The sequence below is a fragment of the Pseudomonas sp. NUPR-002 genome (assembly GCF_056322725.1).
This window is the reverse complement of the sequence record NZ_CM150476.1, coordinates 808,767-833,281: the sequence shown is the minus strand read 5'-3', so window position 1 is coordinate 833,281 and position 24,515 is coordinate 808,767. Positions and strand designations below refer to the sequence as shown.

The window sequence follows — 24,515 nt, the reverse complement described above, 5'->3', positions numbered from 1 at the left end:
GCATCCGCCCTTTCAACCGACGCAGCGAGACCACATGATCATTTCTGCCTCTACCGACTACCGCGCTGCAGCGCAACGCAAGCTGCCGCCGTTTCTGTTCCACTACGCCGACGGTGGTGCTTACGCCGAGTACACGCTGCGCCACAACGTCGAAGACCTGGCCGGCATCGCCCTGCGCCAGCGCGTGCTGAAAAACATGTCCGAGCTGAGCCTGGAAACCCAGCTGTTCAACGAGACATTGAGCATGCCGGTCGCCCTGGCCCCTGTCGGCTTGACCGGTATGTACGCCCGCCGCGGCGAAGTGCAGGCCGCCCGTGCCGCCGCTGCCAAAGGCATCCCCTTCACCATGTCGACGGTGTCGGTGTGCCCGATCGAAGAAGTCGCCCCGGCGATCGACCGGCCGATGTGGTTCCAGCTGTACGTGCTCAAAGACCGTGGCTTCATGCGCAATGCGCTGGAGCGCGCGAAAGCGGCCGGTGTGACCACCCTGGTATTCACTGTCGACATGCCGGTGCCTGGCGCCCGCTACCGTGATGCCCACTCGGGCATGAGCGGCCCGAATGCGCCGCTGCGTCGCGTCTGGCAAGCCATGACCCACCCACAATGGGCCTGGGACGTCGGTTTGCTCGGCAAGCCGCACGACCTCGGCAACATCTCTACCTATCGCGGTAGCCCAACCGGCTTGGCCGACTACATCGGCTGGCTGGGCAATAACTTCGACCCATCGATTTCCTGGAAAGACCTGGAATGGATTCGCGAATTCTGGGACGGCCCCATGGTGATCAAGGGCATCCTTGACCCGCAGGACGCCAAAGACGCGGTGAAATTCGGTGCCGATGGCATCGTCGTGTCCAACCACGGTGGCCGTCAGCTTGATGGCGTGCTGTCCAGCGCCCGCGCCCTGCCAGCGATTGCCGATGCTGTGAAAGGCGACCTGAAGATTCTTGCCGACTCCGGCATTCGCAGCGGCCTGGATGTGGTGCGCATGATCGCCCTCGGTGCCGACACCGTGCTGATTGGCCGGGCCTTCCTCTATGCACTGGCCACTGCCGGTGAAGCCGGGGTGAAGAACCTGCTGGATCTGTTCGAGAAAGAAATGCGCGTGGCCATGGTACTCACTGGTGCCAAGACCATCAGCGAGATCACCCGCGACTCGCTGGTACGCGAACTGGGCGCGTGATTGCCGCGCCCGCACCAATCACCGCCTGATTGACCGGGGCACACGGCGCGTCAGATGCCGCGGCCCCGCGAGGAGATTGCATGAGTCTGCCCGCCGCGTTCCTCGACACGGTTGAACACCTGATTCCCCGCGAGCGACGTTTCGACGACCCGCTCTCGACCCTGGCCTTCGGCACCGACGCCAGCTTCTACCGCCTGATCCCTAAACTGGTGATCCGCGTCGAGCGCGAAGAAGAAGTCGCCACCCTGCTCAAAGCCGCACACGCCCATCAGGTGGCGGTCACCTTCCGCGCCGCAGGCACCAGCCTGTCTGGCCAGGCGGTCAGTGATTCGGTGTTGCTGGTGCTCGGTGACAACTGGAATGGCAGCGACATTCGCCACGGCGGTACACAGATTCGCCTGCAACCGGGTGTGATCGGCGCCCAGGCCAACGCCTGGCTGGCCCCGTTCGGACGCAAGATCGGCCCCGACCCGGCCTCGATCAACGCCTGCAAAATTGGCGGCATTGTCGCCAACAACGCCAGCGGCATGTGCTGCGGCACCGCGCAAAACAGCTACCACACCCTGGCCGGCATGCGCCTGCTGCTCGCCGATGGCACCCTGCTCGACAGCGAGCTGGCCGACAGCGTTACAAGCTTTCGGCAAAGCCACGGGGCACTGCTCGATCAACTGAGCGAACTGGGCCGCCAGACTCGCGCCAATACCGAGCTGGCCGCCAAGATTCGCCACAAATACCGACTGAAGAACACCACCGGCCTGTCGCTGAACGCGCTGGTCGATTACGACGAACCGCTGGATATCCTCACTCACCTGATGGTGGGCTCGGAAGGCACCCTGGGCTTTATCAGCGCGGTGACCTACAACACCGTGCCGGACCACCCGCACAAAGCCAGTGCGCTGATCGTCTTCCCCGATGTCGAAACCTGCTGCAATGCCGTGCCGGTACTCAAGCAGCAGCCGGTGTCCGCCGTCGAACTGCTCGACCGCCGCAGCCTGCGCTCGGTGGAGAACATGCAAGGCATGCCGACGTGGGTGAAGAGCCTGTCGGCCAACGCCTGCGCCCTGCTCATCGAATCCCGCGCCGCGACGCAATCGTTGCTGCACGAGCAACTGGCGCAGATCAGCGCCTCCATCGCCCAGTTCCCGGTGGAAAAGCAGGTGGACTTCAGCGAAGACCCGGTGGTGTACAACCAGCTCTGGCGCATCCGCAAAGACACCTTCCCCGCCGTTGGCGCCGTGCGCGAAACCGGCACCACCGTGATCATCGAAGACGTAACCTTCCCGGTCGAGAAACTGGCCGAAGGCGTGAACCGCCTGATCGCCCTGTTCGACAAGCACGGCTACGACGAAGCGATCCTGTTCGGCCACGCGCTGGAAGGCAACCTGCACTTCGTCTTCACCCAGGGCTTTGACTCACCTGAGCAGGTCGCGCGCTACTCGGCCTTTATGGACGAAGTCGCCCAGTTGGTTGCTGTGGAATACGGCGGCTCGCTCAAGGCCGAACATGGCACCGGCCGCAACATGGCGCCCTTCGTCGAGCTGGAATGGGGCAGCGATGCCTATCAACTGATGTGGCAGCTCAAGCGCTTGCTCGACCCTGCCGGCATCCTCAACCCCGACGTGGTGCTGACCGACGATCCGCAACTGCACCTGAAGAACCTCAAACCGCTGCCCGCCGCCGACGAGATCGTCGATAAGTGCATCGAATGCGGCTTCTGCGAACCGGTGTGCCCGTCGAAAGGACTAACCCTCAGCCCCCGCCAGCGTATCGTCATGTGGCGTGACATCCAGGCAAAAAAACGCGCGGGCAGCGACACCCGTCAGCTCGAACGTGACTACCAGTACCAAGGCATCGACACCTGCGCGGCCACCGGCTTGTGCGCCCAGCGCTGCCCGGTCGGGATCAACACCGGCGAGCTGGTGAAAAAGCTGCGCGGCCAGGCTGCGGAACATGTGAAAGCCGCCGATTGGCTGGCGGAAAACTTCCACACTGCACTTAGCGGCGCACGCTTTACCCTGCGAGCTGCCAACGGCGCACGCAAACTACTCGGCGCGCCACGCCTGAGTCGCCTGAGCAGCCACCTGAGCAAAATCAGCCATGGCCGCCTGCCGCAATGGACAGCAGCCATGCCGCAACCGCTCAAAACCGTTTCGCTTAGCCCCGCCAGCAACGATGCCCGGCCGCGGGTGGTGTACCTGGCCGCCTGCGTGTCGCGAGTGATGGGCCCGGCGGCAGCCGACCGCGAGCAAACCTCGCTGCTCGACAAAACCCGCGCCCTACTGGAAAAAGCCGGTTACCAAGTGGTATTCCCGGACAACCAGGACAACTTGTGCTGCGGCCAACCGTTCGCCTCCAAAGGCTACGCCGAGCAGGCCGAACACAAACGCCAGGAACTGATCAACGCCCTGCTCCACGCCAGCCGCGGCGGGCTTGATCCGATCTACTGCGACACCAGCCCGTGCACCTTGCGCCTGGTGCAAGACCTGGCCGAAACCCGCCTGGACCTCTACGACCCGGTGCGCTTCATCCGCACCCACTTGCTCGACAAACTGGAATTCACCCCCCAGGACGAACCGATTGCCGTGCACGTGACCTGCAGCACCCAGCACCTGGGCGAAAGCCAGGCCCTGATCGACCTGGCGCGGCGCTGCAGCAAACAGGTGGTGATTCCAGAAGGCATCCACTGCTGTGGCTTTGCCGGCGACAAAGGCTTCACCACCCCCGAGCTCAACGCCCACTCGCTACGCAACCTCAAAGACGCCGTGCAGTACTGCAACGAAGGGATCTCCACCAGCCGCACCTGTGAAATCGGCCTGTCGAATCATGGCGGGATTGATTACCACGGACTAGTTTATCTGGTGGACCGCGTGACCCGGGCACGAACAATTTGAATGCATAGCAGGCAACCCCACTCCCACAGCCATCTGTAGGAGCGGGCTTGCCCCGCGAACCCCACAATCAAATTAATCTGAACCCCCGAAAAGCACCGCAGTCCACCCAGTAAGGCCTACCTCCCAAGGCCATCCCGCCAAGGAGATTCACATGAAGCGTACTGCGATTTCCGGACTGTTCTTGAGCGCCGCACTGCTGGCTTCACCGGTATTTGCCGCTGACGACCTGTGTGCAACCAACCTGCAGAAAATCGACAACATGATGGCCATGGCTGGCGCCACCTCGGAAGGGTTGGACAAGACCATCAATACTGATGTCGACGATGCCAAGAAGGCCCAGGCTGCTGGCAACGACAAAGACTGCATCGCCATCACCAGCAAAATAATTGAGCGCCTGGAGAAAGTTGATAAAGGCGGTCAGTAGTCAATTGGCAGGGCGACTGGAACCGCAGTCGACGTCGCCCGACCGATGGCGTATACTCCCTCACAAGCGTTGAAAAACGCTTCAGCTAGAGCGCAACACATGGGGCCGATTAGGATTCGACGCCGGTCGTGAAACTCTAGGTGCATGCCGAGTTGGTAACAGAACTCGTAAATCCACTGTTGCAACTTTCTATAGTTGCCAATGACGAAAACTACGAGGGTTACGCTCTCGCTGCGTAAGCAGCTGAGCCCGCTCTCCTGGTAGCTTCGGCTCCAGCAATCACTAGGGGATGCCTGTAAACCCGAAGTGATTGTCATACAGAACAGGATCGCCGTGCAGTACGTTGTGGACGAAGCGGCTAAAACTTACACAACTCGTCCAAAGCACCCTGCCCGTCGGGCGGCTGCGGATTAACTCAATAGACACGGCTAAGCATGTAGTACCGACAGCGGAGCACTGGCGGACGGGGGTTCAAATCCCCCCGGTTCCACCAAACACTGAAAAGACGCCCACGGGCGTCTTTTTTTATGCCTGAAATCTAAGTTGAGCTTGGCAAGCTATGCGCCAAGTCCTCGACCAGCGCCTTGGCCATTCCGATCAAAAAATGCGCAGCCCAGCTCGATGCGCCCTCCTGTTCGATACTGGCATCCAGCGTCAGCTGTTGCGCACAGCCCATCAGCAGCGTCGCCTGTTCCAGCACAAACGCGGCTGAATGCCCCGGCTCAACCCGAAACAACCGCCCGGCCCCCGCCCCGCCCTCGCCGTCACCGAATGAACCAACACCTACCGTCTTCAGCCCACAAACACAGCCCCTGCCTGCTTCATCCTCCATCCCAACCTCCTTGGCTGCCCAGCATTAGCCATCGCCTCCCACATGCTAAGAATCTGCACAGCCCCGGTGGGAGCAACTGTCTTGCACCACCTGTGGGAGCGGGCTTGCCCCGCGATACGATGCCCCAGACAGACCGCAATCACGGGACAAACCCGCCCCCAACCGAGCCAGTTCACCGCAACATCAATGCAGCAACTGAACCCTACTCAACGCCACATCCACCAAAGCACGGGCATTATCGATTTCATGCATGGCCGCCATGGTCAGCACCTGGCCGGGTGGGCTGGCATGCAACAGGACGGTTTGCTGAGCCACTGTCAGGGCGCAGATCAGGTGCTCGGTAACCTGGACGAGGATGTCTTCGAGGGAATGGTTCGGATGAATCGGCGGGTCTGGAACTATTTTCAGCATTAGGTCTAACTCCGTTTAGTGGAGCTGCCACACACATGCTGTCAAACAAAGGGGTGGCAGCTGTACGCGGGTTGACAGACCGGTAAACGAAGAAACCCGGCGCACACGAAGGTGCCCCACGCACAGCCGCCATTACGCGATTGCACAGATGGTTCCATTTGATGCGGTCTGTCAAAACCGGTCGCTGAATTGGCAACGACTCGGGGAGACTAGAGCGCCAAAGGAACCATCGCAATGGCTTGAAGGCTGCGGGAGTATGAATCGGAAATGGACTACAGGGTATCGGTTAATTCTGAAAGAAGCCGGCCTAAACGCTCGCTGAATTCACACGCGCAGACTATTTCAAGAAGGCTCGCATAATGTACTTCGGTTGCATCAGGTTGGCTTAGAGCACTCTGAGGTGCGCTCTTTGATCGGCTCCAGAAAACCGCTCAAGCCAAATGCTATGAGGGGTACCAGCGTAGGTAGAAGCAGCGTGTTATGGAACGCGCCAAACAAAACACTGAAGCGGTACAGCTTGTTGCTGAAAATACCCAAAGTGGACCGTTCCATGTCCGGCCCAAGAATGGCTGCCGTGATCACAATGCCCGCCCCGAACAAGAGAAGCAGCCCAAGGTAGTTTTTTCTGTAGTTGGCCATCCTGAGGAAACCAATTGCACTCACACGCAGCGAAAACCGGCAGACCAGGGTAAGCCAAACCAGCATGATTGCCAGAAGCACGAGGTCTTTTTCGTAAATCCAGGCGGTTTTCTTCAAAAAGTCCAACTGCCCGTGCGCAACGAAATAGTCTTGAGCGCGTGCAATAACTGGCAGCCATTGGTGCAGATCACTGCTGAGTGCGATATCGCTGTAGAAAATGCCTAGGCTGGTGACCCACGCTATAACTAGATAGCTGGCCCAACCGTATACCAGCGCTTTTACTGCCATTGCTGCATCCTTGCGTCTGTTGTGTTTCTCTAGCGCTCGCGTACCAACCGAATCGCCTTGTTGGTGGCATATTAAACGTCAGCAATCATGCGTAAACCTTTCACTTCTTGGCTTTAAACATTTTTACCTACGCGCAAACGGCGGTTCAAATCCCCCCGGCTCCACCAAATGATCAAAAAAAGACGTCCACGGACGTCTTTTTTTGTGCCTGCGACCCAGTAAATCCGCGGCCTCCAGCGCTTTTGCGGTCTTTCAAGAGTTTTTGAGTTCCAGCCATTCGGGTATTCCAGACGGTATTCCAGCTCATCCGCTGCTAATCTTTGGAATACCGAATCAGTGCTTGAGGACAATCTCATGCCTGCTCAAAACCTCCGCCTCTCCGATCGACAGCTCAAAGGAGTCAAACCCGCGTCCAAGGATTATGTCCTCACTGACGGTGACGGTTTGCAGCTCCGCGTACGCAGCAACGGCTCGTTGCTGTGGAATTTCAACTACCGCGAACCGGTGACCAAGAAGCGCATCAACATTGGCTTCGGGACCTACCCCGAACTGTCACTGGCGAACGCACGAAAGAAGGCAGTCGAAGCCCGCGAGCTGCTCGCTCAAGGCATCGATCCGAAGGTGCAGCGCAATACGTTGAATGAAGCCAAACGCGCGGAAACCGAACACACCTTCGAGAACGTGGCCACCGCCTGGTTTGAACTCAAGAAAGACTCGGTCACCCCGGCCTACGCCGAGGACATTTGGCGATCGCTCACGCTGCACGTGTTCCCCGATTTGAAGACGACGCCACTGACGAAGATCACCGCTCCGATGGTGATCGCATTGCTTCGCCCAATCGAAGCGAAAGGCAGCCTGGAGACGGTCAAGCGTCTCAGCCAGCGACTAAATGAGATCATGACCTACGGCGTAAACTCCGGCCTGATCTTCGCCAACCCGCTCAACGGCATCAGGGCAGTCTTCAAGAAGCCCAAAAAAGAGAACATGGCTGCGCTTCCACCCGAAGAGCTCCCGGAGCTCATGCTGGAGATCGCGAACGCCAGCATCAAACGCACCACCCGCTGCCTGATCGAATGGCAGTTGCACACGATGACCCGCCCCGCCGAGGCGGCGACTACTCGCTGGGCAGACATTGACTTCGAAAGGCGTGTCTGGACTATCCCACCGGAGCGTATGAAGAAGCGCCGTCCACACAGCATCCCGTTGAGTGATCATGCTGTCGCACTATTGGAGTCACTGAAGACTCACAGCGGCCATCGCGAATACGTCTTCCCGGCCGATAGAAATCCACGCACCCACGCCAATAGCCAGACCGCCAACATGGCATTGAAACGCATGGGCTTTCAGGATCGATTGGTCAGCCACGGTATGCGCTCGATGGCCAGCACCATCTTGAATGAACATGGGTGGGACCCCGAACTCATTGAGGTCGCACTGGCGCATGTCGACAAGGATGAGGTGCGCAGCGCCTACAACCGAGCCGACTACATTGAACGCAGACGACCGATGATGGCCTGGTGGAGTGAGTACATCCAGAAAGCCGCCACCGGCAGCCTGCTTGCCTCAGCATACGGTCAAGTCAGAGACAAGAACGTGGTACCGATCCGCTAGCTCTGTACGGCGCAAGAATTGCGGAAACAACTGAACGTCCAAGATTCGGGGCAAGCAGCCTCGCTTATCTGCTTCTCAGCGCGGGTCCATCCAAACAGGGCTGCAAAGCCGCCCTGTTTGGATGGACCTCATTTTGAAGAGCTAAAAGCCACGACGTTGTCCGGGATTTACCAAGTAATTCCACCGATGGATAACCGCTTTTCACGTCCTCAAGGGCGCTTAATTTCGGCCCTTGACCGGGTTTATCCACAGGCGTAGAACTGGCCGTGCAAAGGCTGTCGATGACAGCACCCCAGGTGACCCGAGCCTTAAAGGTCACGCCGCTCTGGCGGTGGTTCAGCCCAAGGGCGATTCGCATCCGGCAGCTCGCCCGGTCACTACCCATGTGATGGATGCTCTTATACCTATAGCGCTCGTGCGCCAGACACACCGTACCTCGCTGCCCTGCAGCAACCTATCCGCTTGGCCGAATATTGCGCCAACCTGCGCCCGTCTCTTTCTTCTGGAAAGAGACGGGCACTTCTACCACTGCTGCAGCCCTCATTGCACAAGGCTTTGCGGCATTCCCCCTCGTGACAATCGGCGTGACAAACGCCGATGTCACCAGCAACAGCGCTGTAGATGATGGTGCCGCAGACCAAGGAATGGACTGCACCTGACTGACAGTCAGGCATGCCCCGGTCATCGCATTGCTGCTTGCACCTGGCTCAGGATCTTCAGGCGCTGGTCTCGTCAGCCAGCGCTGCCTCCACCCGCCCACCGGTAACGGTGTTCAGGAGGCCAGGTCATGAGATGCCCTTGCTCCCGGTCGTAAGGAGCCGCCAGTCCCGCGTAGAGGACATTCCCCACAGGTCGCAGGGGCCTTGATCCCTGATAACACTCAGCATTCTTGGCGGGATGACGTGGGGCGAGGATCGGAGATCGGCTGATGAGGTGACTGACATGGCATTGGTGGGTAGACGCGATGGTCGTAATTTCGGTTACGGCAGGCAACTGAGCTATGCAGGGCCGCAGGCGCTGAAAGACATGTTTGGCGGAGGCCACTACGGCACGGTCAAAGCGCACTGTGATCGGTGGCAGGCATTCGTGAAGTGGTGCCGCTCCGATCAGGGCCCCGGTATCAATGATGCGCGGCAGATTGATCGAAAGGTATTGGCCGACTATGCGGCGTATCTGCGCGACATTGTTAGGCGTGGTGATCTCGCCGTCAGCACCGCACAAAACCGGCTATCCAGCGTTAACAGAACCATGGCAGCGCTTCGCGGTGATCAGTACGTGAAGTTGCCCAGTCCGAGCAAGGCGTTGGGTATGCAGCGCAGCGGGGTTCGTCACGCAGTCCCTCAGGGCCAGAATCGCAAACAGGTTGAGCAAATCGTCGATGCGCTTTGCAGTCGTGACCAGAGACTGGCCGCCGCGATCGTATTGTTGGCGCGAGCCACAGGCATGCGCCTGCGTGAGACCATCTTGGCTGACCTGCCACGGCTAACCCGTGAGGCTAACGACCTAGGCAGAATTAATATTCAGGATGGCACCAAAGGCGGTCGTTCCGGCGCTTCGGCACCGCGTTGGATTGCGGTGGACGACCATATTCGAGGTGCGCTTGGGTTTGCACGGCAGGTGTCGCCTGCTGGTAGCCACAACCTAATTGCGCCAGACGAAAGCTATCTGAATTTTCTGCAAAAAATCATCCGCCCTGTGCGGTGCATCCTGCATGCACACAACCTAAAAGGCTTCCATGAGCTGCGAGCGGCATACGCATGTGAGCGCTATGAACAAATCACCCAACACTGTGCCCCTATCAACGGAGGCCAGTATTACCTCGTAGATAAGAACCTTGATCGTGAGGCACGAAGGCAAATCAGCTATGAACTGGGGCACGGTCGAGTCGATGTGGTAGCTGCCTACATTGGAGGGCGCGCATGAGTAAGTCATTCGACATGGACCTATTCCTGGCAAGCGTTTTGACCGGTTCTTACTCCACCCGCCAACGCCACATTTGCCAGGCGAAGACAATTCAAGCAGCAATCGCTGATCGGTGGAGTAGAGATAATCCATGGGCCTGGAAACGCAAACATATTGCTTGGTTTCTTGCAAACAAAAGAAATGGCCGAAGCGAAGCCACTTGGAATTACTATAAAATCACCATCAGACTAATAATAAAGCGCCTTGAAAAACAAAACGCCTTTAAAAACTTCCTATAACAAGCCAGCTCACCCTGCAGGTTTAGTTTTTACCTTTTTACCAGACCTATAACTAGACCCAACGCTGCGAAAATCAAACATGTTCATTTCAAAAGAAGATATCGACACTTGATTAGAACCATGAACATGAGTTATAAGTTTATCATAGCGCTCTTTATATGGCGCCTTTGCAACCGAACCGCCAAACTCACCAGTATTAACCAGCGCAACATGCTGGTACATGTGATAATACAAAGCATCCACCATTGAATCAAATGTGGTCACATCTTGATTCAATGCAACGACCAAGTATGCATCCGACTTATCTTTCAAATCAGCACTAATTTTTATATCAGTAGCATCGTAGCATACTGACCCCGAGAGCGTAAATCCTTTATCCTTCGGAAAAGCCGGGTGAACTAACTCAATTAACAGCTGATAAGGGCGCCAAGGTTTCACCTTGCCTACTTCGTCCTTCATCATATTAAACTTACCCTGAAGCCTACTTATAAATTTCTTACCCGCTGAAAGCTTTTGAGGTATGAGCCATTTTGCTACATTATTAGGACCCTCCACCCCATGAAGCTTCATAAAAGTTAAACCTGTAAAGATCATTGCCCCAGTTTTATTCGCGAGCTGATGCAAAATATCAGTATCTTGTTCACTAACTGATAATTCCGGCCAAATTATAAGATCTATACTACTATCTTTGTAGTTAAGATCATCAATACTACGCTGACTATGAGCTTTGTGTAAAATCAACTCAGCAACAGAAGCTATGTGCCTACGGTGTCTAGACCTATATTTTGGTGTATCCAACATAAGCCCATGCTCTTGGAAGTCGCCCTTCAATGGCAACAAAGATTGGACCATAACAACCTTTAGTGACTTCTTGTCTTTCTGCCAATCAAAGCTAAATCTTTCTACATATGCAGGAATACCTGTCATCGTACAGAATAGTTTCTTCTGATACCTCAAGCGCTCAATTGTTAATTTCTGAAGGGATTTAATATCCCAAATTTTTGGCCATTCATAATTCCCCTCGTGCAAATTGGTTCCCGGCCATTGCAGTAAAGCAAACAAAAGACTGGAAACCCAGTTAGACATAGGTGCCGTCTCACCATTCAAAGCTTCAGGAGAGTGCATCATGCCTAACTGACGCTTCACAAAACTCGATCTCAAACCTATATATCGAGCCTGACTTGAGTCAGCAGAGCTCATTGAAGACCAGTCAACATTTCCCATTAAGCAACTACGGAGGAAGATGCCTAACCTGTATAGAGGCTTGTGATTTTCCTCGATCCATTCCGGCAAAGGAAATATCGGATCTTCATCGAAGTCAATCACGATACTGAATCGAACATCCAACGACTGAATCTTGCCCCAGTTTGAGCATGTTATCGTACACTTCCCTAGATCAATATTAGAAATGAGATCTAACGAATATTCAGTTAAAGAACCCAATTCACAATCGAAGTCACCACCACTCAGCAATGCCTGCAACAAAGCAAGAGCGGAATTCTCATGTGCAAACGGATTATCTGACCTTTTGACAACCCCAAGTAATGAAATAGGCTTTCCATTAAAACGGTTAAGGTCGCCGGTAATGGCCAACTGAAATAGGCCGGCCTTTTCCATAACGTCTTTGCATTCAGATATCCAACGGCAATCGTTATTTTTTGCATAATCAGCTAAGGCAGACAAAAAAGCTGGTGACTCAACAGCTATTTTTTTGCAAAATATTTTTACATCTAATCTACATAGACTACCGGCAGGAAAAGGAAAAATCTTTGCAAAAGCCTTTTCTAGCAAACAACTGACAGCACGAACGACCAATCCCTTATCACACGACAACTGATAGGATAGAAGTGCATTTGCCACAAAATCGGCGGCACTCATTTTTGCTGAAGTATTACGATATCCCTTCATCATCTTTGTAATGACATTAAAATCATCACTATTTGTATCTTGATCTAAGGGAGAGTCATTCCTAACCAAGCAATAAAACATTGCCTGATCAATAAGATTTTTATGAGCAGACGAAGAAGAAATGATATCTACCGCTAGATTTTGCAGGTGCTCAAAAAAACCATTTGTGTCAGCATGCGCTGGAAATGTCCATTTATCTTTTGTGTGTATTACTGTTGCCGCATGACGAAAAATCTCCCCCAAACAATATTGAGCAACTTGCTGTTGGTGGACTTCAGCCTCACGCTGAGCGACCGACATTAGCTGACCCAACACAGGCTTCAGGATTCGCTTATCTGGAAATAGCTCTAATCCTTTTTTCAACAAAAGAGTTAAAGATGGATCTTTACTCCAACATGAAATAAATTTTCGGGCCATCCTTTCCTGTAGGTAATCCCAGGTTCCTGGTTTAGGGTTACCATTTTCATCTAGTTCTTGCGAAAAAAAACTTCGCTTTTGCTTCAACAAGGAATGAATCTTATTAGCCGAAAATCGTAACAGCGTGTCATCACGAACGTCATTACTAGGCGCTTCGATAATTGCAAGCGGGTTGGTGTTATCCTGATCAGTTTGGGAGTCTCGCAGACTGTCCGCCAGACCAATCAGTCCCTCCAGATGACCAAGCTGCTCATCTACTTCCGAGGCAGATAACGGGCCGCTGACCTTGCTTTGAATATCCTTAAGTTTCGTAGAAATTCCAGAACGCTTATATATAAACTTCTCTACTTTAGTCTTATCATGATTGAATTTCAGGCCAAGCGCTAGAAGATAGCAACCTATCTTTTCATCAATCACAGACCTAATTTCTTCCGAACGAATACCGTCGTCCACTAACAGAATCAATCTCATATCGTCGACATAGCGACAGTAATCTACAAGACGGATTTTATCCGAAAGATCTTGACCTATTAGAGCCTGAGCCACCTCATCAAAATTCAAAAGATAAATATTCGCTAGAAAACCACCCACAACCAAGCCCTGCGGGATCCCACTTGGAATATTTTCTTGATCACTTTTGCATACTTCTTCATAAATAGCTGGACTAGCTTCGTCCCACTTCCAACTAACAAGGCTTTCTAGCAACCGCTCAACGATCGGATCTTGATTGTTATCACACAGGTCTCTAATACCAGACACTAACTTGTTACGATCTATATTATCGTAAAACTTAGCTATATCTAAATGAACTTCAAAGACTTGTTGCCCCTTGTGCTTCTGCTGCAGCGCCTCCGCCCCAAAATATAAAGGCCTGGCAAGGAATTTTTGGTAATCCGAAAAGTACTTACTATAGCTCGTACTGTTACCCCATGCGAATGTCGCATCAGAGCCCTTGAACTGACAATAGAGGCGATTACCATAATTCACTATTTTTTCTGGTGGACTTCATTTAGAGGTGTAGCCGCATTACCTTGACTAGATTCGACCTTATTTACCAAGCACATCATGAGCGCCATCAGTAAGCATTGATCACGAATGGAAACATGGGCTAAAGGTCTAAGTGGTTTCGGTTTTTTTGCCTCGGGAGACCATCTATGAGTATAAGTTTCTGATGCATCAAAAGTCCAATCGTGCAACCCCATATCTAATACATTTAGATCTTGAGCCTTAACAAAAGCCCAACGCTCAGCTTTAGGCGCAGGCACTAGCCGTAATGCGTCGAAAGAAAATTCAGGGCTCTTTAATTCTGCAATCCAATGATTGAGACGTTCATCTAGATCTAGTGCAGACCTATCGAGCTCAAAATTGTCAGCGTACCAATTCGTCGACCGAATATACTGATGCGCCTTTTTCCAGGCTTGAGCAAGCACAACTTTATCTGTCAGATACTCAAAGGTAGGTTGTAGCGCACGATATTTACTTGCAAGTAATCCCATTTTTCATAGCTCAGAAATTTACAATCATTCTAATTTGTTGTTACTAATTACAAACTAATTGAAATCACTACATATCGTATGCATACCTACCCCGCACAAACCATATCCGCGATTGGCTAAAATACAAAACCTAAATCACTGAAGATACTTCATGCACGAAAAGCTGTAACATGCTGTTTCAGCTATTCGCCTGAACGGCCAATTAAAAGCAAATTAAAACAACAGCTTCATACAAACTGCCTCGCATGCTTTGCAGCAACAAGTTCTTTATACTCTATTACCTCATGCACAACCGAGTGTATATGGTGGTTGGTGTCAATAGAGATCCAATCTGAAGACGTCCCCGAAAATTCACCCTGGCTACAACGATAAATCTCATTGTCACCCCAACTGAACTTTTCTGTAGCCCAGTGACCTGATGCAATAACTAACCTTGCAAGCTCCTGATGCTGAACACCTTTGAGCCCCTCTGTCAGAGGGTAACCTCTAGCGATGAACATCTCTTCCTGAATGGTATAACGAATTTTTCCGTTCGCATTCGACGGCCCACCTGTCTCTTTAGAATTGGGACCGCGGATGCCATAATCGCTAAAACCAAGCGACTCGAATCCCGGCTGTACAACCAAAGTTCTCCATGCAGACATCTCTTTGCGAAGAACCAAGCCAGTGCTATTTTGATCCTTAATCGCCGAAGATATAAAAGCAGGAAGCGAACAGCCCGCCACTCTAAAATTATTAAATCCAGCTCTTTTCAACAAAGCTATCGCTTTTTCCGACTTAGACACAATATCAGGAACAGTGTGCTTTTGGGAGGATACGTCTCCAAAGTCGATCATAACCATGACAAGGACTGGATCAAGGTCCAAAGTATCAGTTATCTCATTCAGACGTTCTAATACAAAATCCTCTTCAGAGAGTTCCTCCACGGTATCTGAATCCATAACAAGACGCAGAACAAAATCACACGCTGAGGATAGGCGAGCTCCACGAAGCGCATTAACGTATACAGGATCATCCCATCGGACATAATCGACAACTAGATTTGTTTTAACGCGAAGCGATTCCAGCTGGTTTCGAAGAAATGGAATAACATGCTCCCCACCCTCTGTTTGAGCATTAGTAGACCACTTTGGCATATCTAAGAAAATTTGACGACCTTTCCAAACAGTGGAGATCTCTGCAGCAATACCGCTCAAATAGGACTCGATCGGAGGAAACAGCTGACCGCTAAGCTTTTCTAACTTATCATCGTTAACTGGTGAAATATCGAACCAAGGTACAATTTTTTCTGCCGCAAACTTTTTTAGCTCGGCAAGAGCAGTGAGCTCACCAGGTTTAGCTTTCAAAATTGGGACGTAAATAAGTTTCATAACTCACCATTAAGATTATTAGAAAGCATTTTTCTAACTTCGCCACGCCCCAACAAATCAGAAAACAACTGGTAGTTTTCTCTCTCTCGCTGGATTCTGCCTGCAATAATAGCAGGATGTATCTTTAGCTCTCTGGATAACTTATCTATATTTTCCCTGCTGGGATCTAAGTAGGCGCCAGAGCGCTTCCAAGTAACCCTAGGTATACAAGCTTCTCTGGCTATTCGATTTGCTTCCGACTCTCTTCTATCTTCTGAAGAAGCATCTAAGTCATCTAGGAAAGCTTCTTCATTACCAATATGCTTCCATATATGTGCAACTTCGTGAAGCAACGTGAACCAGAAGTTATCTAATCGATCGTGCCTAAGCGTCAAACCTATAACAGGAGTTCCATCTACATCTTTCAACGCAGCACCATCTAACATGGTACCCTTCAGATGAGGTTCAATTATCACTGCTATACCATGTTTCTTAAGAAACTCGATAGCTAGGAGAGGTCCATTCTCAAACCAACTCAACTGGGCCAAATCCTTCAAAAATGAATTCGACAGCTTACTCTGGTCAAATGTACCTAAAAGATGACTACTCTCTCTAGCACGTTGAATAACCCTAAGAAGCCATACATACAGAGAATATTTCGTAGTCGGTGAGTATGCATCACCCAATGGTGTACGCCTGAATGCAGCCTCACCGAACTGCCATCCTATAAGGGACACGAACTCCCGAAGCGTTTCCTCAGTAGTTTTGGAGGCCTTCCCTATAGCTTTATCAATCCATCCCCTAGCAACCATCTCTTTCACTGGGAATCTAGACCAGTCAACTTCGTCGGTCGATTTCTTTTCTTCTGTATGGGATAACCCAAGTAAGGTCTCTGCCGAAATCCCCAATCCGACCGAGAGAGCCTTTATCATAGGAACAGTCAGGGGTCGTTTGCGACCCAGAACTTCCGAAACCCTACTTCTAGTGCCAAAGTAAGGAATCAAATCTGCTTGCTTTAAATTTCTCTCGTGCATCCTAAACAGAATTGCATCGATTGGGTCAGGGGCATCTATCGGATGTTTTTTACTCTCATAATCTTCAATAAGAAGAATCAGAACCTCAAGGCGATTACTTTCTGAAGAACCAGGCTTAGGCATCATTGACATCAACCTATCCACTTCACTCAGATAAGCTCGATGCTGTTCTTCTGTTTTTATGACCTTAGTGTCCATCAATTTCTTCTGCACCTAATAGCGCGGTTATGAGGGCTATTTTTTGAGGAAACACAATTTTCACCTCTAACCAGCACTTTGCTAAATTCACTTCAAAAATAAAAACACCGGACTTCCGCTCTTTTGCCGAGGGAAACTGGTCAAATAGATCAGATTCCTGCGTCCACACCGCATGGATAATTTCAGCAACCCACGCGCTGACCCACGTGTCAATTTCTGGTCCACGCCCTCTCAGCCTATCGAGTATGTCCTTGCCAACCAGATGCATAGTAATGTTCCCAATTTGGGATCAATGTAAATCCCTTTCGAACGCGCGTCAATCGCATAAATTCCCAAAACGGGAACACCGCATGAATCCAATGGTAGCGTTTTACCATCGCCCGCAACAAGCAGCTGAATTGTGGGGGAATGGCGGTGGATAGCTAGGGAAGCCCGCAAGAAATCTAGCTCGGCCACCATGCGCCGCATCATTACTCTGGGTAGCAACGACACTGGCTGCTGTGTCCCCACGTGTAAGGCCAGAAACTGCGCAGATTGTCACCTGCCGCCTCACTATTGGAGTCTGCCGACCTCGCAAAGCTAGGTGAGCGACTGCTTAGCAAACAGGCAGCAATTGGAAAGTGCCAACCACAGGAACGCACTGCCGCTCTATCTGCACACGCTATGAGGGCGAAGAAAAGGCCGCTGTTCGCTGGGCATAATCGTTATTGCGGTTAACTGAGCTACGCCCACCGACAAGCAGTGGAAGACTTGTTTTTTGACGGAACAATTCCCCACGCCCAAAGCAAGAACGCCTACAAGGAGTTCCGCCGGCAGACCGCACGTGAGAGAGAAAACACAAAAAATCTGCTCATACAGCGAAAACCCTTACAATCCAAGACCGGATTTCCTACACCTGATTCAGCCCCTCACCGATACCCAAGAGATAAGCCCGTGAGTCACTCAGACAGTTCATCAGCGCCACTGGTTGACGTAGTGAAGCTTGCCGCATCGCTCCAGCGGTTCGCAGATGATCGCGACTGGCAGCAGTTCCACTCCCCCAAAAATCTCATCCTAGCTCTCACTGGCGAGGTAGGTGAGCTCTGCGAGATTTTCCAATGGATGAGCGATGCGGATTCGATCTCCTCCGCAACAGATCCCGAAATCGGCCAAGCCATCAAGGATGAGCTGGCGGATGTTCTGATGTACCTGGTTCGCCTGAGCAGCGTACTTGGCATTGACCTCAACGAGGCGGTGACACAAAAAATCGCCTCGAATGACCAGAAGTACCCGGTGGATAAAGCCAGAAGCACCAGCAAAAAGTACGACCGACTCTGACCAACACGCACCTAAGGACAAACCGTGATCGTTTACGCTGCGACCAAACAGCAATTTCTTAAAGACAACGATAACGATGACATTGAGGAGGTGATCCTCAGGCACTACAAGGAAGCTACCGGCAAGAATGTTGGCTCCTCGGAAATCAGGTCGTGGCAAGGGTCCCTGACGTACATGGCCAAGGTCCTTAGAGATGAGGGCCTCCCCAGCGATGCAGGCCTGGCCATTGAATTACACATTCCGCAGTCGTCAAAGCGAATCGACTTTCTACTCACCGGTCGCGACGAGAACCAGGCAAAAAAGGCCGTACTGATCGAGCTGAAGCAATGGAGTAAGGCCACCGCAACAACCAAGGATGCCATCGTCAAAACGGCCTTGGGTGGCGGTCTCATTGAGACCATTCACCCGTCCTATCAGGTGTGGTCATATGCAGCGCTGTTGGAAGGCTTCAACGAGGCGGTGTATGACAAAAGCATCGAAATCCGTCCGTGTGCCTACCTCCATAACTACATCAGCGACGGGGTCATAGATTCAGCCCACTATGAGCCCCACATCAGCAATGCTCCGCTGTTTCTGAAAGGCCCGGAAGAGCTCAGTAAACTCAGAAGTTTTCTGAAAAAGCATATAACCCATGGCGACAACAAAGAGGTGCTGTATGAGCTGTCCGAAGGAAAAATTCGCCCGTCCAAGGCGCTAGCCGAAGCCCTCAGCGGGTTGATGAAAGGCAAACCCGAGTTCGTGTTGATTGACGATCAGAAAGCAATTTTTGAGTCGGCGCTGGCGGCGGCAAGCGAGGCTTCGGACCAAGCACCCAAGGTGATGATCATCGAAGGTGGACCGGGCACCGGAAAAACTGTTCTGGCTATCAATCTGCTGGTGAAGCTCACCGAATTGAAGCTGATGAGCAAATACGTCTCCAAGAATGCCGCCCCTCGCAAGGTCTACGAAAGCAAACTAGTTGGCACCATCAAGCGCAGCCATTTCTCAAATTTCTTTTCAGGCTCTGGGGCATTCATCGACACTGAGCCCAACACATTCGATGCGCTCATCGTGGACGAAGCTCACCGACTGAATGAGAAAAGCGGGCTTTATGGAAACCTTGGGGAGAACCAAATCAAGGAGCTGATTGACTCAGCGAAATGCTCCATTTTCTTCATTGATGAGGACCAGCGTGTAACCTTGAGCGATATCGGCAGCAAGCAGGCGATTCGCGCCTTTGCGAAAGCCAAGGGTGCTGTGGTTGAAGAACACGTGCTGTCTTCGCAGTTTCGCTGCAGTGGTTCTGACGGTTACCTGGCATGGCTGGATGACACGCTAGGCATTCGCTCGACGGCAAATCCGACGCTTGAGACACAAGAGTACGAGTTTAAGGTGTTCGACTCACCTCAGGCGATGCATGACGCAATCAACGAGAAAAACCACGGGAACAAAGCTCGTGTGGTCGCGGGCTATTGCTGGCCTTGGTTGAGCAAGAAAGACCCCACCGCTGCTGATATCGTGATTGGTGACTACAAACGCCAATGGAACCTGGATCAGGATGGCAGCCTATGGATCATCGCTGAGAACTCCATTGAGCAGGTTGGCTGCATTCATACCTGCCAAGGTTTGGAAGTCGACTACGTCGGGGTGATCATCGGGCCAGACCTAGTCGTACGTGACGGTAAGGTCGTGACATCCCCAGATGAGCGCGACAAGCACGATAAATCGATTCGCGGCTGGAAAAAAATGATGAAAGAGCAACCTACCCTCGCGAAAAGTGAAACAGACCTGATCATCAAAAATACGTACCGAACCCTGATGACACGCGGGATGAAGGGTTGCTACCTGTACTGCACCGACAAAGAGACTGCGCAGTACTTCGAGAGTCGGCTTAGCCAGCACGGTAATCATTGACGGTATCGTTGTCAGGAGCTCCTGTACGTGCGAGTGGGGACATCGTACGCGCAGGGGCGACAATCAACAGCACGACCATTTGCTTGATAGATTTGGACCCGATTCGTTTTTGGGGTGGAGCTCAAAAAGCACCGTCCATCGGAATCCAGACCACGCAGCGTTCCAACTGGTATTCCAAACATGTTGACCAATAAATCATTAACCAGAAAAAACATATAGATACCGCCTTGTTTCAGATTACCCCGGCCCATTGGCTATCACCTGTAATTAGGAGCGGGCTTGCCCCGCGATGGCGGTTCATCTGCCACATCGCCTCGCGGGGCAAGCCCGCTCCTACAGTTTCACCGCTTTACCAGCTGTAACTCACCTTGGCAGTCACTTCCCGCCCTGGGTTGTAGTAGTTCGCCGTCCCAGACCCCACCACATGCTGCTCATCCAGCAAGTTGCTGACGTTCACCGCAAGGTCGGTGCCTTTGGCAATCTGGTAGTTGAAGGCGGCATCAAACAAGGTGGTGCCGTCGCTTTTTTTGGTGTTGGCGGCATCCATGTAATAAGCCCCCACATAGCGCGCGCCCAAGCCAACACTCACGTCGGTGCCGGGCACGTTGTAGTAACTCCATAGCGAAGCAGAGTGCTTCGGCGCGGTGGTGAACTCGTTGCCCTTGAGCGAGGAGCCGTCGTACAAGGTTCCGCGTACCACCTCGGACTCCATGTAGGAGTAAGCGCCGATCAGGCTGAGGTCTTGCGTTACTTGCGCTTTGGCTTCCAGGTCGAGGCCGCGTACTCGCGATTCGCCAACGGTCTGCTGTTCGATGATGCCGCTCGGCAGCACGACGGCGATGGTGACGTTTTCCTGGGTCAGGTCGTAAACGGCTGCGGAGAACAGTGCGTCCATGCCGATCGGCGAGTACTTCACGCCGACTTCGTACTGTTTGCCGGTCTGCGGTGTAACACCGACTTGAGGGGGCGAGACGGATTCCACCATGCTGACGTAGGTGGAGACTTCATCGTTGACGATGTAGGTCAGTGCGCCGCGGTAAGAGGTTTCGGAGAAGCTGTCGTTATCGTCGAATTGCACCGGGCTGGAGAATTGGTTGTAGCCCTTGCTGGACAGTTCCATGGAGTCGTTGCGCACGCCGCCGGTGACGATGAAGCGCTCGTAGAACGACAGGTTCTGCTGGAGGAAAACAGCTTTGGTTGTGGCGTCGTTCTTCTTGCGGGTGTAAGGCGTGAGTGCGCTGGAAACACCGGTGAACACCGGGTTGGCGATGTCGATCGGCGATGCCAGGTCGTACACGGAGCTTTCTTTGCTCGACGAGTCGAGATATTCCACGCCGACCAGGGTGCTGCTGTCGATGTGTTCGAAGCGGGCATCGTATTGCAGCATGAGGTTGCCGTTGAACTGGTCGGCATCGCTGTCGCTACCCAGGAGGTAGCGCGGGATGCTGGTGCCAACACGCGTGGCGGAATCGCTCAGGTAAACGTAGCCGTAGTTGTCGGTCAGCTCGCTGTAACGCAGGTTGCTGCGCAGCACGAAGCCGTTGTCGAAGTCGTGGGTGATGTTGCCGCTGAGGCTGGTGCGTTCGACGTCGTGAAAGTTGTAGCTGGGCTCACCGTAGAAATCGCTGCGGTCGTATTCCTTGTCCAACGGGTAGCCGCCGCTGTTCGGCGAGCTGTTGGTTTTCAGGTAGTCGAGAATCATGGTGGCCGAGGTGTAGTCGGTGGGCGCCCAGGTGAGGCCGCCCATCACGAAACGTTCGTCGTCCTGCGAGTGGTCGTATTCGCGGTCGCTGTTTTGCATTTTGGCGGTGAAGCGCCCGGCCACGGTGTTGTCGTCGTTCAATGCATCGCCGACGTCGATGCCGGTTTCGGCATGGTCAAAGGAGCCGTAGGTGACATAGCCCTGGCCGAACTGTTCGAAGCGCGGCTGTTTGGTCACGAAGTTCACCGAGCCACCCGGGTCGGCCGGGCCGAACAGGGTGGAGTTGGCGCCACGCAGAATTTCGATGCGCTCGTAGGCGAAGGGGTCTTCGCGCACACCGCGCATCGAGCTCAGGGTCAGGCCGTCACGGTAGGTGGTGGCCTGAAAGCCGCGGATCTGGAAGTAGTCGTTGCGGTCGTCCGAGCCATAAAAGTCGCTGACGACGCCGGGGGTGTATTGCAGCGCCTCTTCGGTGGTGCTGACGCTGCGCTGTTCCATTTCCTTGCGGGTGACCACCGACACCGAAGCCGGTGTGTTGAGGATGCTGGTCGCGACTTTGCCGCCAACCCAGAGCTCTTTGGCTACCACCGAGTTGGCGTCATCGTCGGCACTGGCTTTGACCTTGGCATTGATGATGACTGGCGCAAGGCGGTAGTCCTCGGTGGCGCCGAGTTCGAGCGGGCCAGCGGGCTTGTCCGCAGGTGTGATCAGGTACGCATTCGGGCCTAGCAGCTCAGCCTGCAACTCGCTGCCCTGCAGCAGCGATGACAGTGCTGCCGAGGTCTCGTACGAACCGTTAACGCCACGGGTGTTGCGGTCCGCTACGCTCGCCGCATCGAAAGACAGGCTGATGCCCGCTTCACGAGCAAAGCGGTCGAGCGCTGGCGCCAATGGGCCGGCCGGGATGTTCCACTGCTGAATCTGGTTGCTGTGCTCAGCGCTCGCAGCGTGCGCCAGCGAGGGCAGCGCGTAGCTGCTGATGATCAAACCAAAGGCCGCAGCGTGTAAGGCTCGATTCAAGGGATGACGCTGTGGCACTGGGGACGAACTCATGTACTCGCTCCGTGGAAAGGGGTCGGCAGATTGGCCAGTACTTCGGCTTTCCTTACAGGTCGAACGAGAATGAGAAACCACCTCATTTATTTTTTTGCGGTGGCCGCGAGGTGAAAATCGACTCAACTGGCGGCGGTCAGCGTCACCCAGTAACGGGTGCGGTAATCAACGCGCAAGCGCAGTGACTGCGCGACCAATGCCAGTACCTGATCGTTGTCGGCGAGTTGGAACGTGCCGGAGACTCGAAGGTCCGCAACCTCTTCAGCGCAGCGCAACACGCCGGGGCGATAGCGCGACAACTCCATAACAAAGTCCCTGAGGCGCATATTGCGTGCGCTGATCACCCCGTCGCTCCAGCCCCATACATCCAGGCCGTTACCCCCGTACTCATGGGCGCCATCGGTTGTGAACAGCAGCTGATTTGCGCCCAGAACGATGTGGCTGCCGCTACCGGCAAGGGTTTGCGTCGAGCCAGGAAATGCGTTGACTGCCCCGCCCTGCACGGCGAGCAAAGTGCCGTCGTCACGTTGGCGCGCCAGCAAGCGGCCACTGAGGACACGTATGACGCCATCGCGTGTCTGTACCCAGAGGGGTCGCACTCGCGCTGAGTGTTCATCGGCACCGGCATTCACGATGATTTCGCCACGGCGCAGGATGATCAGGCGCCGCTGTGCGTCGAACTGGCTGTCGACCGCACTGTCGCTGTTGAGCTGGATCAGGCTGCCGTCATCGAGCTGGAAGTGTCGTTGCTCGCCGGTGTTGCTCTGTTGCTGAGCGAGCAGGGCCGGCAGCGGCGTGTAATCGCGACCAAGCCAGGCCGCGCCACCCACGGTGGCCAACACCCCCAGTAGCTTCAGGCTTTGCCGACGGTGCATTCCGGCGTTGCTGGCGTTCAGGGTTTGCCGGGCTAATTGCGCTGGGATGCCGGCGAAATCATCGCCCAGCGCGTCCACCCGCTGCCACGCCAACAGATGCTCCGGGCGCTGTTGCAGCCACTGCTCAAAGCTGCGCTGTGTTTGCTCATCGGCTTGATTGAAGCGCAGGCACACCAGCCAGTGGATCGCCTGGTCGACCACGGCCTGATCCAGCGCCTGCGACTCACGCTTCGACATAGCGCAAGCGATAGCAATGCTGCAGGGCCTTGGCCAGGTCGCGCTCCACGGTCGCGCGGGAAACGCCCAATGCTTTAGCGATTTGCGGGCAGCTCAAGCCGTCGAGCTGGGCCAGTAGAAACGCCTGGCGAACTCGGGGTTTAAGCGTGCTGAGCATGCGGTCGATGCGCTCAAGAGCATCAAGAATCAGCAGCCGACTTTCTTCCGAGGGAACCTCTTGCTCAGGTAGCAGCGCGATGCTTTCAAGGTAAGCGCGTTCGAGTTCGCGGCGACGGTACTGGTCGATCATCAGGCCGCGGGCGATGCTGCTCAGATAGGCACGCGGTTCGCGCAAGGGGCTTATTTGCCGGGACTTGAGCAGACGCACGAAGGTGTCTTGCGCCAGATCCGCTGCGTTTTCACGACAGCCGAGGCGGCGGCTCAGCCAGCCATGCAACCAGGAATGGTGGGTGCGATAGAGCAGCGCTAGATCTGCAGTACCTAGTGTTTCATCGCTGCGCATCGGCATCCCGGCAAGACGTGATTGATAATGACTCGCATTATATTCACGTGCCGAGGC

The 24,515-nt window shown here is 53.7% G+C and carries 19 protein-coding genes and 1 other RNA gene; 9 read left to right on the top strand and 11 right to left on the bottom strand.

Going from position 1 to position 24,515, the window contains the following annotated elements:
- Positions 1-34: 34 nt before the first annotated feature.
- From lldD to ssrA, 4 genes are all read left to right on the top strand, one after another.
- Positions 35-1,180 (top strand): FMN-dependent L-lactate dehydrogenase LldD, encoded by a 1,146-nt coding sequence (gene lldD, locus ACVWSC_RS03895; RefSeq protein ID WP_442112132.1) that lies wholly within the window; start codon positions 35-37, stop codon positions 1,178-1,180.
- A gap of 80 nt (positions 1,181-1,260) precedes the next feature.
- Positions 1,261-4,071 carry an FAD-binding and (Fe-S)-binding domain-containing protein gene (locus ACVWSC_RS03890; RefSeq protein ID WP_442112131.1) on the top strand — a complete coding sequence of 937 codons (2,811 nt, stop codon included), beginning with the start codon at positions 1,261-1,263 and terminating at the stop codon, positions 4,069-4,071.
- Positions 4,072-4,222: 151 nt separating this feature from the next.
- Complete coding sequence (locus tag ACVWSC_RS03885) at positions 4,223-4,495, top strand: hypothetical protein (RefSeq protein WP_442112130.1); 273 nt, start codon at positions 4,223-4,225, stop codon at positions 4,493-4,495.
- Between the two features lie 101 nt (positions 4,496-4,596).
- Positions 4,597-4,988, top strand: a transfer-messenger RNA (tmRNA) gene (ssrA, locus tag ACVWSC_RS03880).
- A gap of 45 nt (positions 4,989-5,033) precedes the next feature.
- Here the strand turns inward: ssrA and ACVWSC_RS03875 are convergent.
- From ACVWSC_RS03875 to ACVWSC_RS03865, 3 genes are all read right to left on the bottom strand, one after another.
- A complete protein-coding gene (locus tag ACVWSC_RS03875; protein WP_442112129.1) occupies positions 5,034-5,327 on the bottom strand; it encodes a DUF3077 domain-containing protein in 294 nt (97 codons plus the stop codon).
- A gap of 183 nt (positions 5,328-5,510) precedes the next feature.
- A complete protein-coding gene (locus tag ACVWSC_RS03870; RefSeq protein WP_442112128.1) occupies positions 5,511-5,738 on the bottom strand; it encodes a hypothetical protein in 228 nt (75 codons plus the stop codon).
- Positions 5,739-6,113: 375 nt separating this feature from the next.
- A complete protein-coding gene (locus ACVWSC_RS03865; RefSeq protein ID WP_442112127.1) occupies positions 6,114-6,665 on the bottom strand; it encodes a hypothetical protein in 552 nt (183 codons plus the stop codon).
- Between the two features lie 354 nt (positions 6,666-7,019).
- On the opposite strand from ACVWSC_RS03865, the gene ACVWSC_RS03860 reads away from it, so the two are divergent.
- From ACVWSC_RS03860 to ACVWSC_RS03850, 3 genes are all read left to right on the top strand, one after another.
- On the top strand, positions 7,020-8,276 hold the full coding sequence (locus ACVWSC_RS03860; RefSeq protein WP_442112126.1) for an integrase domain-containing protein: 1,257 nt from the start codon (positions 7,020-7,022) through the stop codon (positions 8,274-8,276).
- 942 nt (positions 8,277-9,218) lie between these two features.
- On the top strand, positions 9,219-10,199 hold the full coding sequence (locus ACVWSC_RS03855; RefSeq protein ID WP_317659929.1) for an integrase domain-containing protein: 981 nt from the start codon (positions 9,219-9,221) through the stop codon (positions 10,197-10,199).
- A complete protein-coding gene (locus ACVWSC_RS03850; protein WP_442112125.1) occupies positions 10,196-10,477 on the top strand; it encodes a hypothetical protein in 282 nt (93 codons plus the stop codon). Before ACVWSC_RS03855 ends, ACVWSC_RS03850 begins: the two co-directional genes overlap by 4 nt.
- Before the next feature lie 9 nt (positions 10,478-10,486).
- On the opposite strand, the gene ACVWSC_RS03845 is transcribed toward ACVWSC_RS03850, so the two are convergent.
- The 5 genes from ACVWSC_RS03845 to ACVWSC_RS03825 form a co-directional block, all read right to left on the bottom strand.
- On the bottom strand, positions 10,487-13,789 hold the full coding sequence (locus ACVWSC_RS03845; RefSeq protein WP_442112124.1) for an RNA-directed DNA polymerase: 3,303 nt from the start codon (positions 13,787-13,789) through the stop codon (positions 10,487-10,489).
- On the bottom strand, positions 13,789-14,298 hold the full coding sequence (locus ACVWSC_RS03840) for a hypothetical protein (RefSeq protein ID WP_442112123.1): 510 nt from the start codon (positions 14,296-14,298) through the stop codon (positions 13,789-13,791). Before ACVWSC_RS03840 ends, ACVWSC_RS03845 begins: the two co-directional genes overlap by 1 nt.
- Before the next feature lie 227 nt (positions 14,299-14,525).
- Entirely contained in the window at positions 14,526-15,668 is a 1,143-nt protein-coding gene (locus tag ACVWSC_RS03835; protein WP_442112122.1) for a beta family protein, read from the bottom strand.
- Entirely contained in the window at positions 15,665-16,879 is a 1,215-nt protein-coding gene (locus ACVWSC_RS03830; RefSeq protein WP_176683250.1) for an ImmA/IrrE family metallo-endopeptidase, read from the bottom strand. Before ACVWSC_RS03830 ends, ACVWSC_RS03835 begins: the two co-directional genes overlap by 4 nt.
- Positions 16,869-17,147 carry a type II toxin-antitoxin system HigB family toxin gene (locus tag ACVWSC_RS03825; RefSeq protein WP_027915442.1) on the bottom strand — a complete coding sequence of 93 codons (279 nt, stop codon included), beginning with the start codon at positions 17,145-17,147 and terminating at the stop codon, positions 16,869-16,871. The genes ACVWSC_RS03830 and ACVWSC_RS03825 overlap by 11 nt, the downstream gene beginning before the upstream one ends.
- 665 nt (positions 17,148-17,812) lie before the next feature.
- Between ACVWSC_RS03825 and ACVWSC_RS03820 the strand changes: the two genes are divergently transcribed.
- Both ACVWSC_RS03820 and ACVWSC_RS03815 read left to right on the top strand, forming a co-directional pair.
- On the top strand, positions 17,813-18,196 hold the full coding sequence (locus ACVWSC_RS03820) for a nucleotide pyrophosphohydrolase (RefSeq protein ID WP_442112121.1): 384 nt from the start codon (positions 17,813-17,815) through the stop codon (positions 18,194-18,196).
- A gap of 24 nt (positions 18,197-18,220) precedes the next feature.
- Positions 18,221-20,089: a DNA/RNA helicase domain-containing protein gene (locus ACVWSC_RS03815; RefSeq protein ID WP_442112120.1), complete on the top strand. Its 1,869-nt coding sequence runs from the start codon at positions 18,221-18,223 to the stop codon at positions 20,087-20,089.
- 349 nt (positions 20,090-20,438) lie between these two features.
- Here the strand turns inward: ACVWSC_RS03815 and ACVWSC_RS03810 are convergent, their stop codons facing one another.
- From ACVWSC_RS03810 to ACVWSC_RS03800, 3 genes are all read right to left on the bottom strand, one after another.
- Complete coding sequence (locus ACVWSC_RS03810) at positions 20,439-22,844, bottom strand: TonB-dependent siderophore receptor (RefSeq protein ID WP_442112119.1); 2,406 nt, start codon at positions 22,842-22,844, stop codon at positions 20,439-20,441.
- 122 nt (positions 22,845-22,966) lie between these two features.
- Positions 22,967-23,956, bottom strand: coding sequence for a FecR domain-containing protein (locus tag ACVWSC_RS03805; RefSeq protein WP_442112118.1), 990 nt, complete (start codon positions 23,954-23,956; stop codon positions 22,967-22,969).
- On the bottom strand, positions 23,943-24,458 hold the full coding sequence (locus ACVWSC_RS03800; protein ID WP_442112117.1) for a sigma-70 family RNA polymerase sigma factor: 516 nt from the start codon (positions 24,456-24,458) through the stop codon (positions 23,943-23,945). The genes ACVWSC_RS03805 and ACVWSC_RS03800 overlap by 14 nt, the downstream gene beginning before the upstream one ends.
- Positions 24,459-24,515 lie beyond the last annotated feature (57 nt).

Coding starts and splice junctions, on each gene's coding strand:
- ACVWSC_RS03830 (WP_176683250.1), bottom strand. CDS start 16,879: ATGGACACTAAGGTCATAAAAACAGAAGAACAGCATCGAGCTTATCTG.
- ACVWSC_RS03870 (WP_442112128.1), bottom strand. CDS start 5,738: ATGCTGAAAATAGTTCCAGACCCGCCGATTCATCCGAACCATTCCCTC.
- ACVWSC_RS03865 (WP_442112127.1), bottom strand. CDS start 6,665: ATGGCAGTAAAAGCGCTGGTATACGGTTGGGCCAGCTATCTAGTTATA.
- ACVWSC_RS03835 (WP_442112122.1), bottom strand. CDS start 15,668: ATGAAACTTATTTACGTCCCAATTTTGAAAGCTAAACCTGGTGAGCTC.
- ACVWSC_RS03840 (WP_442112123.1), bottom strand. CDS start 14,298: ATGGGATTACTTGCAAGTAAATATCGTGCGCTACAACCTACCTTTGAG.
- ACVWSC_RS03800 (WP_442112117.1), bottom strand. CDS start 24,458: ATGCGCAGCGATGAAACACTAGGTACTGCAGATCTAGCGCTGCTCTAT.
- ACVWSC_RS03825 (WP_027915442.1), bottom strand. CDS start 17,147: ATGCATCTGGTTGGCAAGGACATACTCGATAGGCTGAGAGGGCGTGGA.
- ACVWSC_RS03850 (WP_442112125.1), top strand. CDS start 10,196: ATGAGTAAGTCATTCGACATGGACCTATTCCTGGCAAGCGTTTTGACC.
- ACVWSC_RS03810 (WP_442112119.1), bottom strand. CDS start 22,844: ATGAGTTCGTCCCCAGTGCCACAGCGTCATCCCTTGAATCGAGCCTTA.
- ACVWSC_RS03855 (WP_317659929.1), top strand. CDS start 9,219: ATGGCATTGGTGGGTAGACGCGATGGTCGTAATTTCGGTTACGGCAGG.
- ACVWSC_RS03805 (WP_442112118.1), bottom strand. CDS start 23,956: ATGTCGAAGCGTGAGTCGCAGGCGCTGGATCAGGCCGTGGTCGACCAG.
- ACVWSC_RS03875 (WP_442112129.1), bottom strand. CDS start 5,327: ATGGAGGATGAAGCAGGCAGGGGCTGTGTTTGTGGGCTGAAGACGGTA.
- ACVWSC_RS03885 (WP_442112130.1), top strand. CDS start 4,223: ATGAAGCGTACTGCGATTTCCGGACTGTTCTTGAGCGCCGCACTGCTG.
- ACVWSC_RS03890 (WP_442112131.1), top strand. CDS start 1,261: ATGAGTCTGCCCGCCGCGTTCCTCGACACGGTTGAACACCTGATTCCC.
- lldD (WP_442112132.1), top strand. CDS start 35: ATGATCATTTCTGCCTCTACCGACTACCGCGCTGCAGCGCAACGCAAG.
- ACVWSC_RS03860 (WP_442112126.1), top strand. CDS start 7,020: ATGCCTGCTCAAAACCTCCGCCTCTCCGATCGACAGCTCAAAGGAGTC.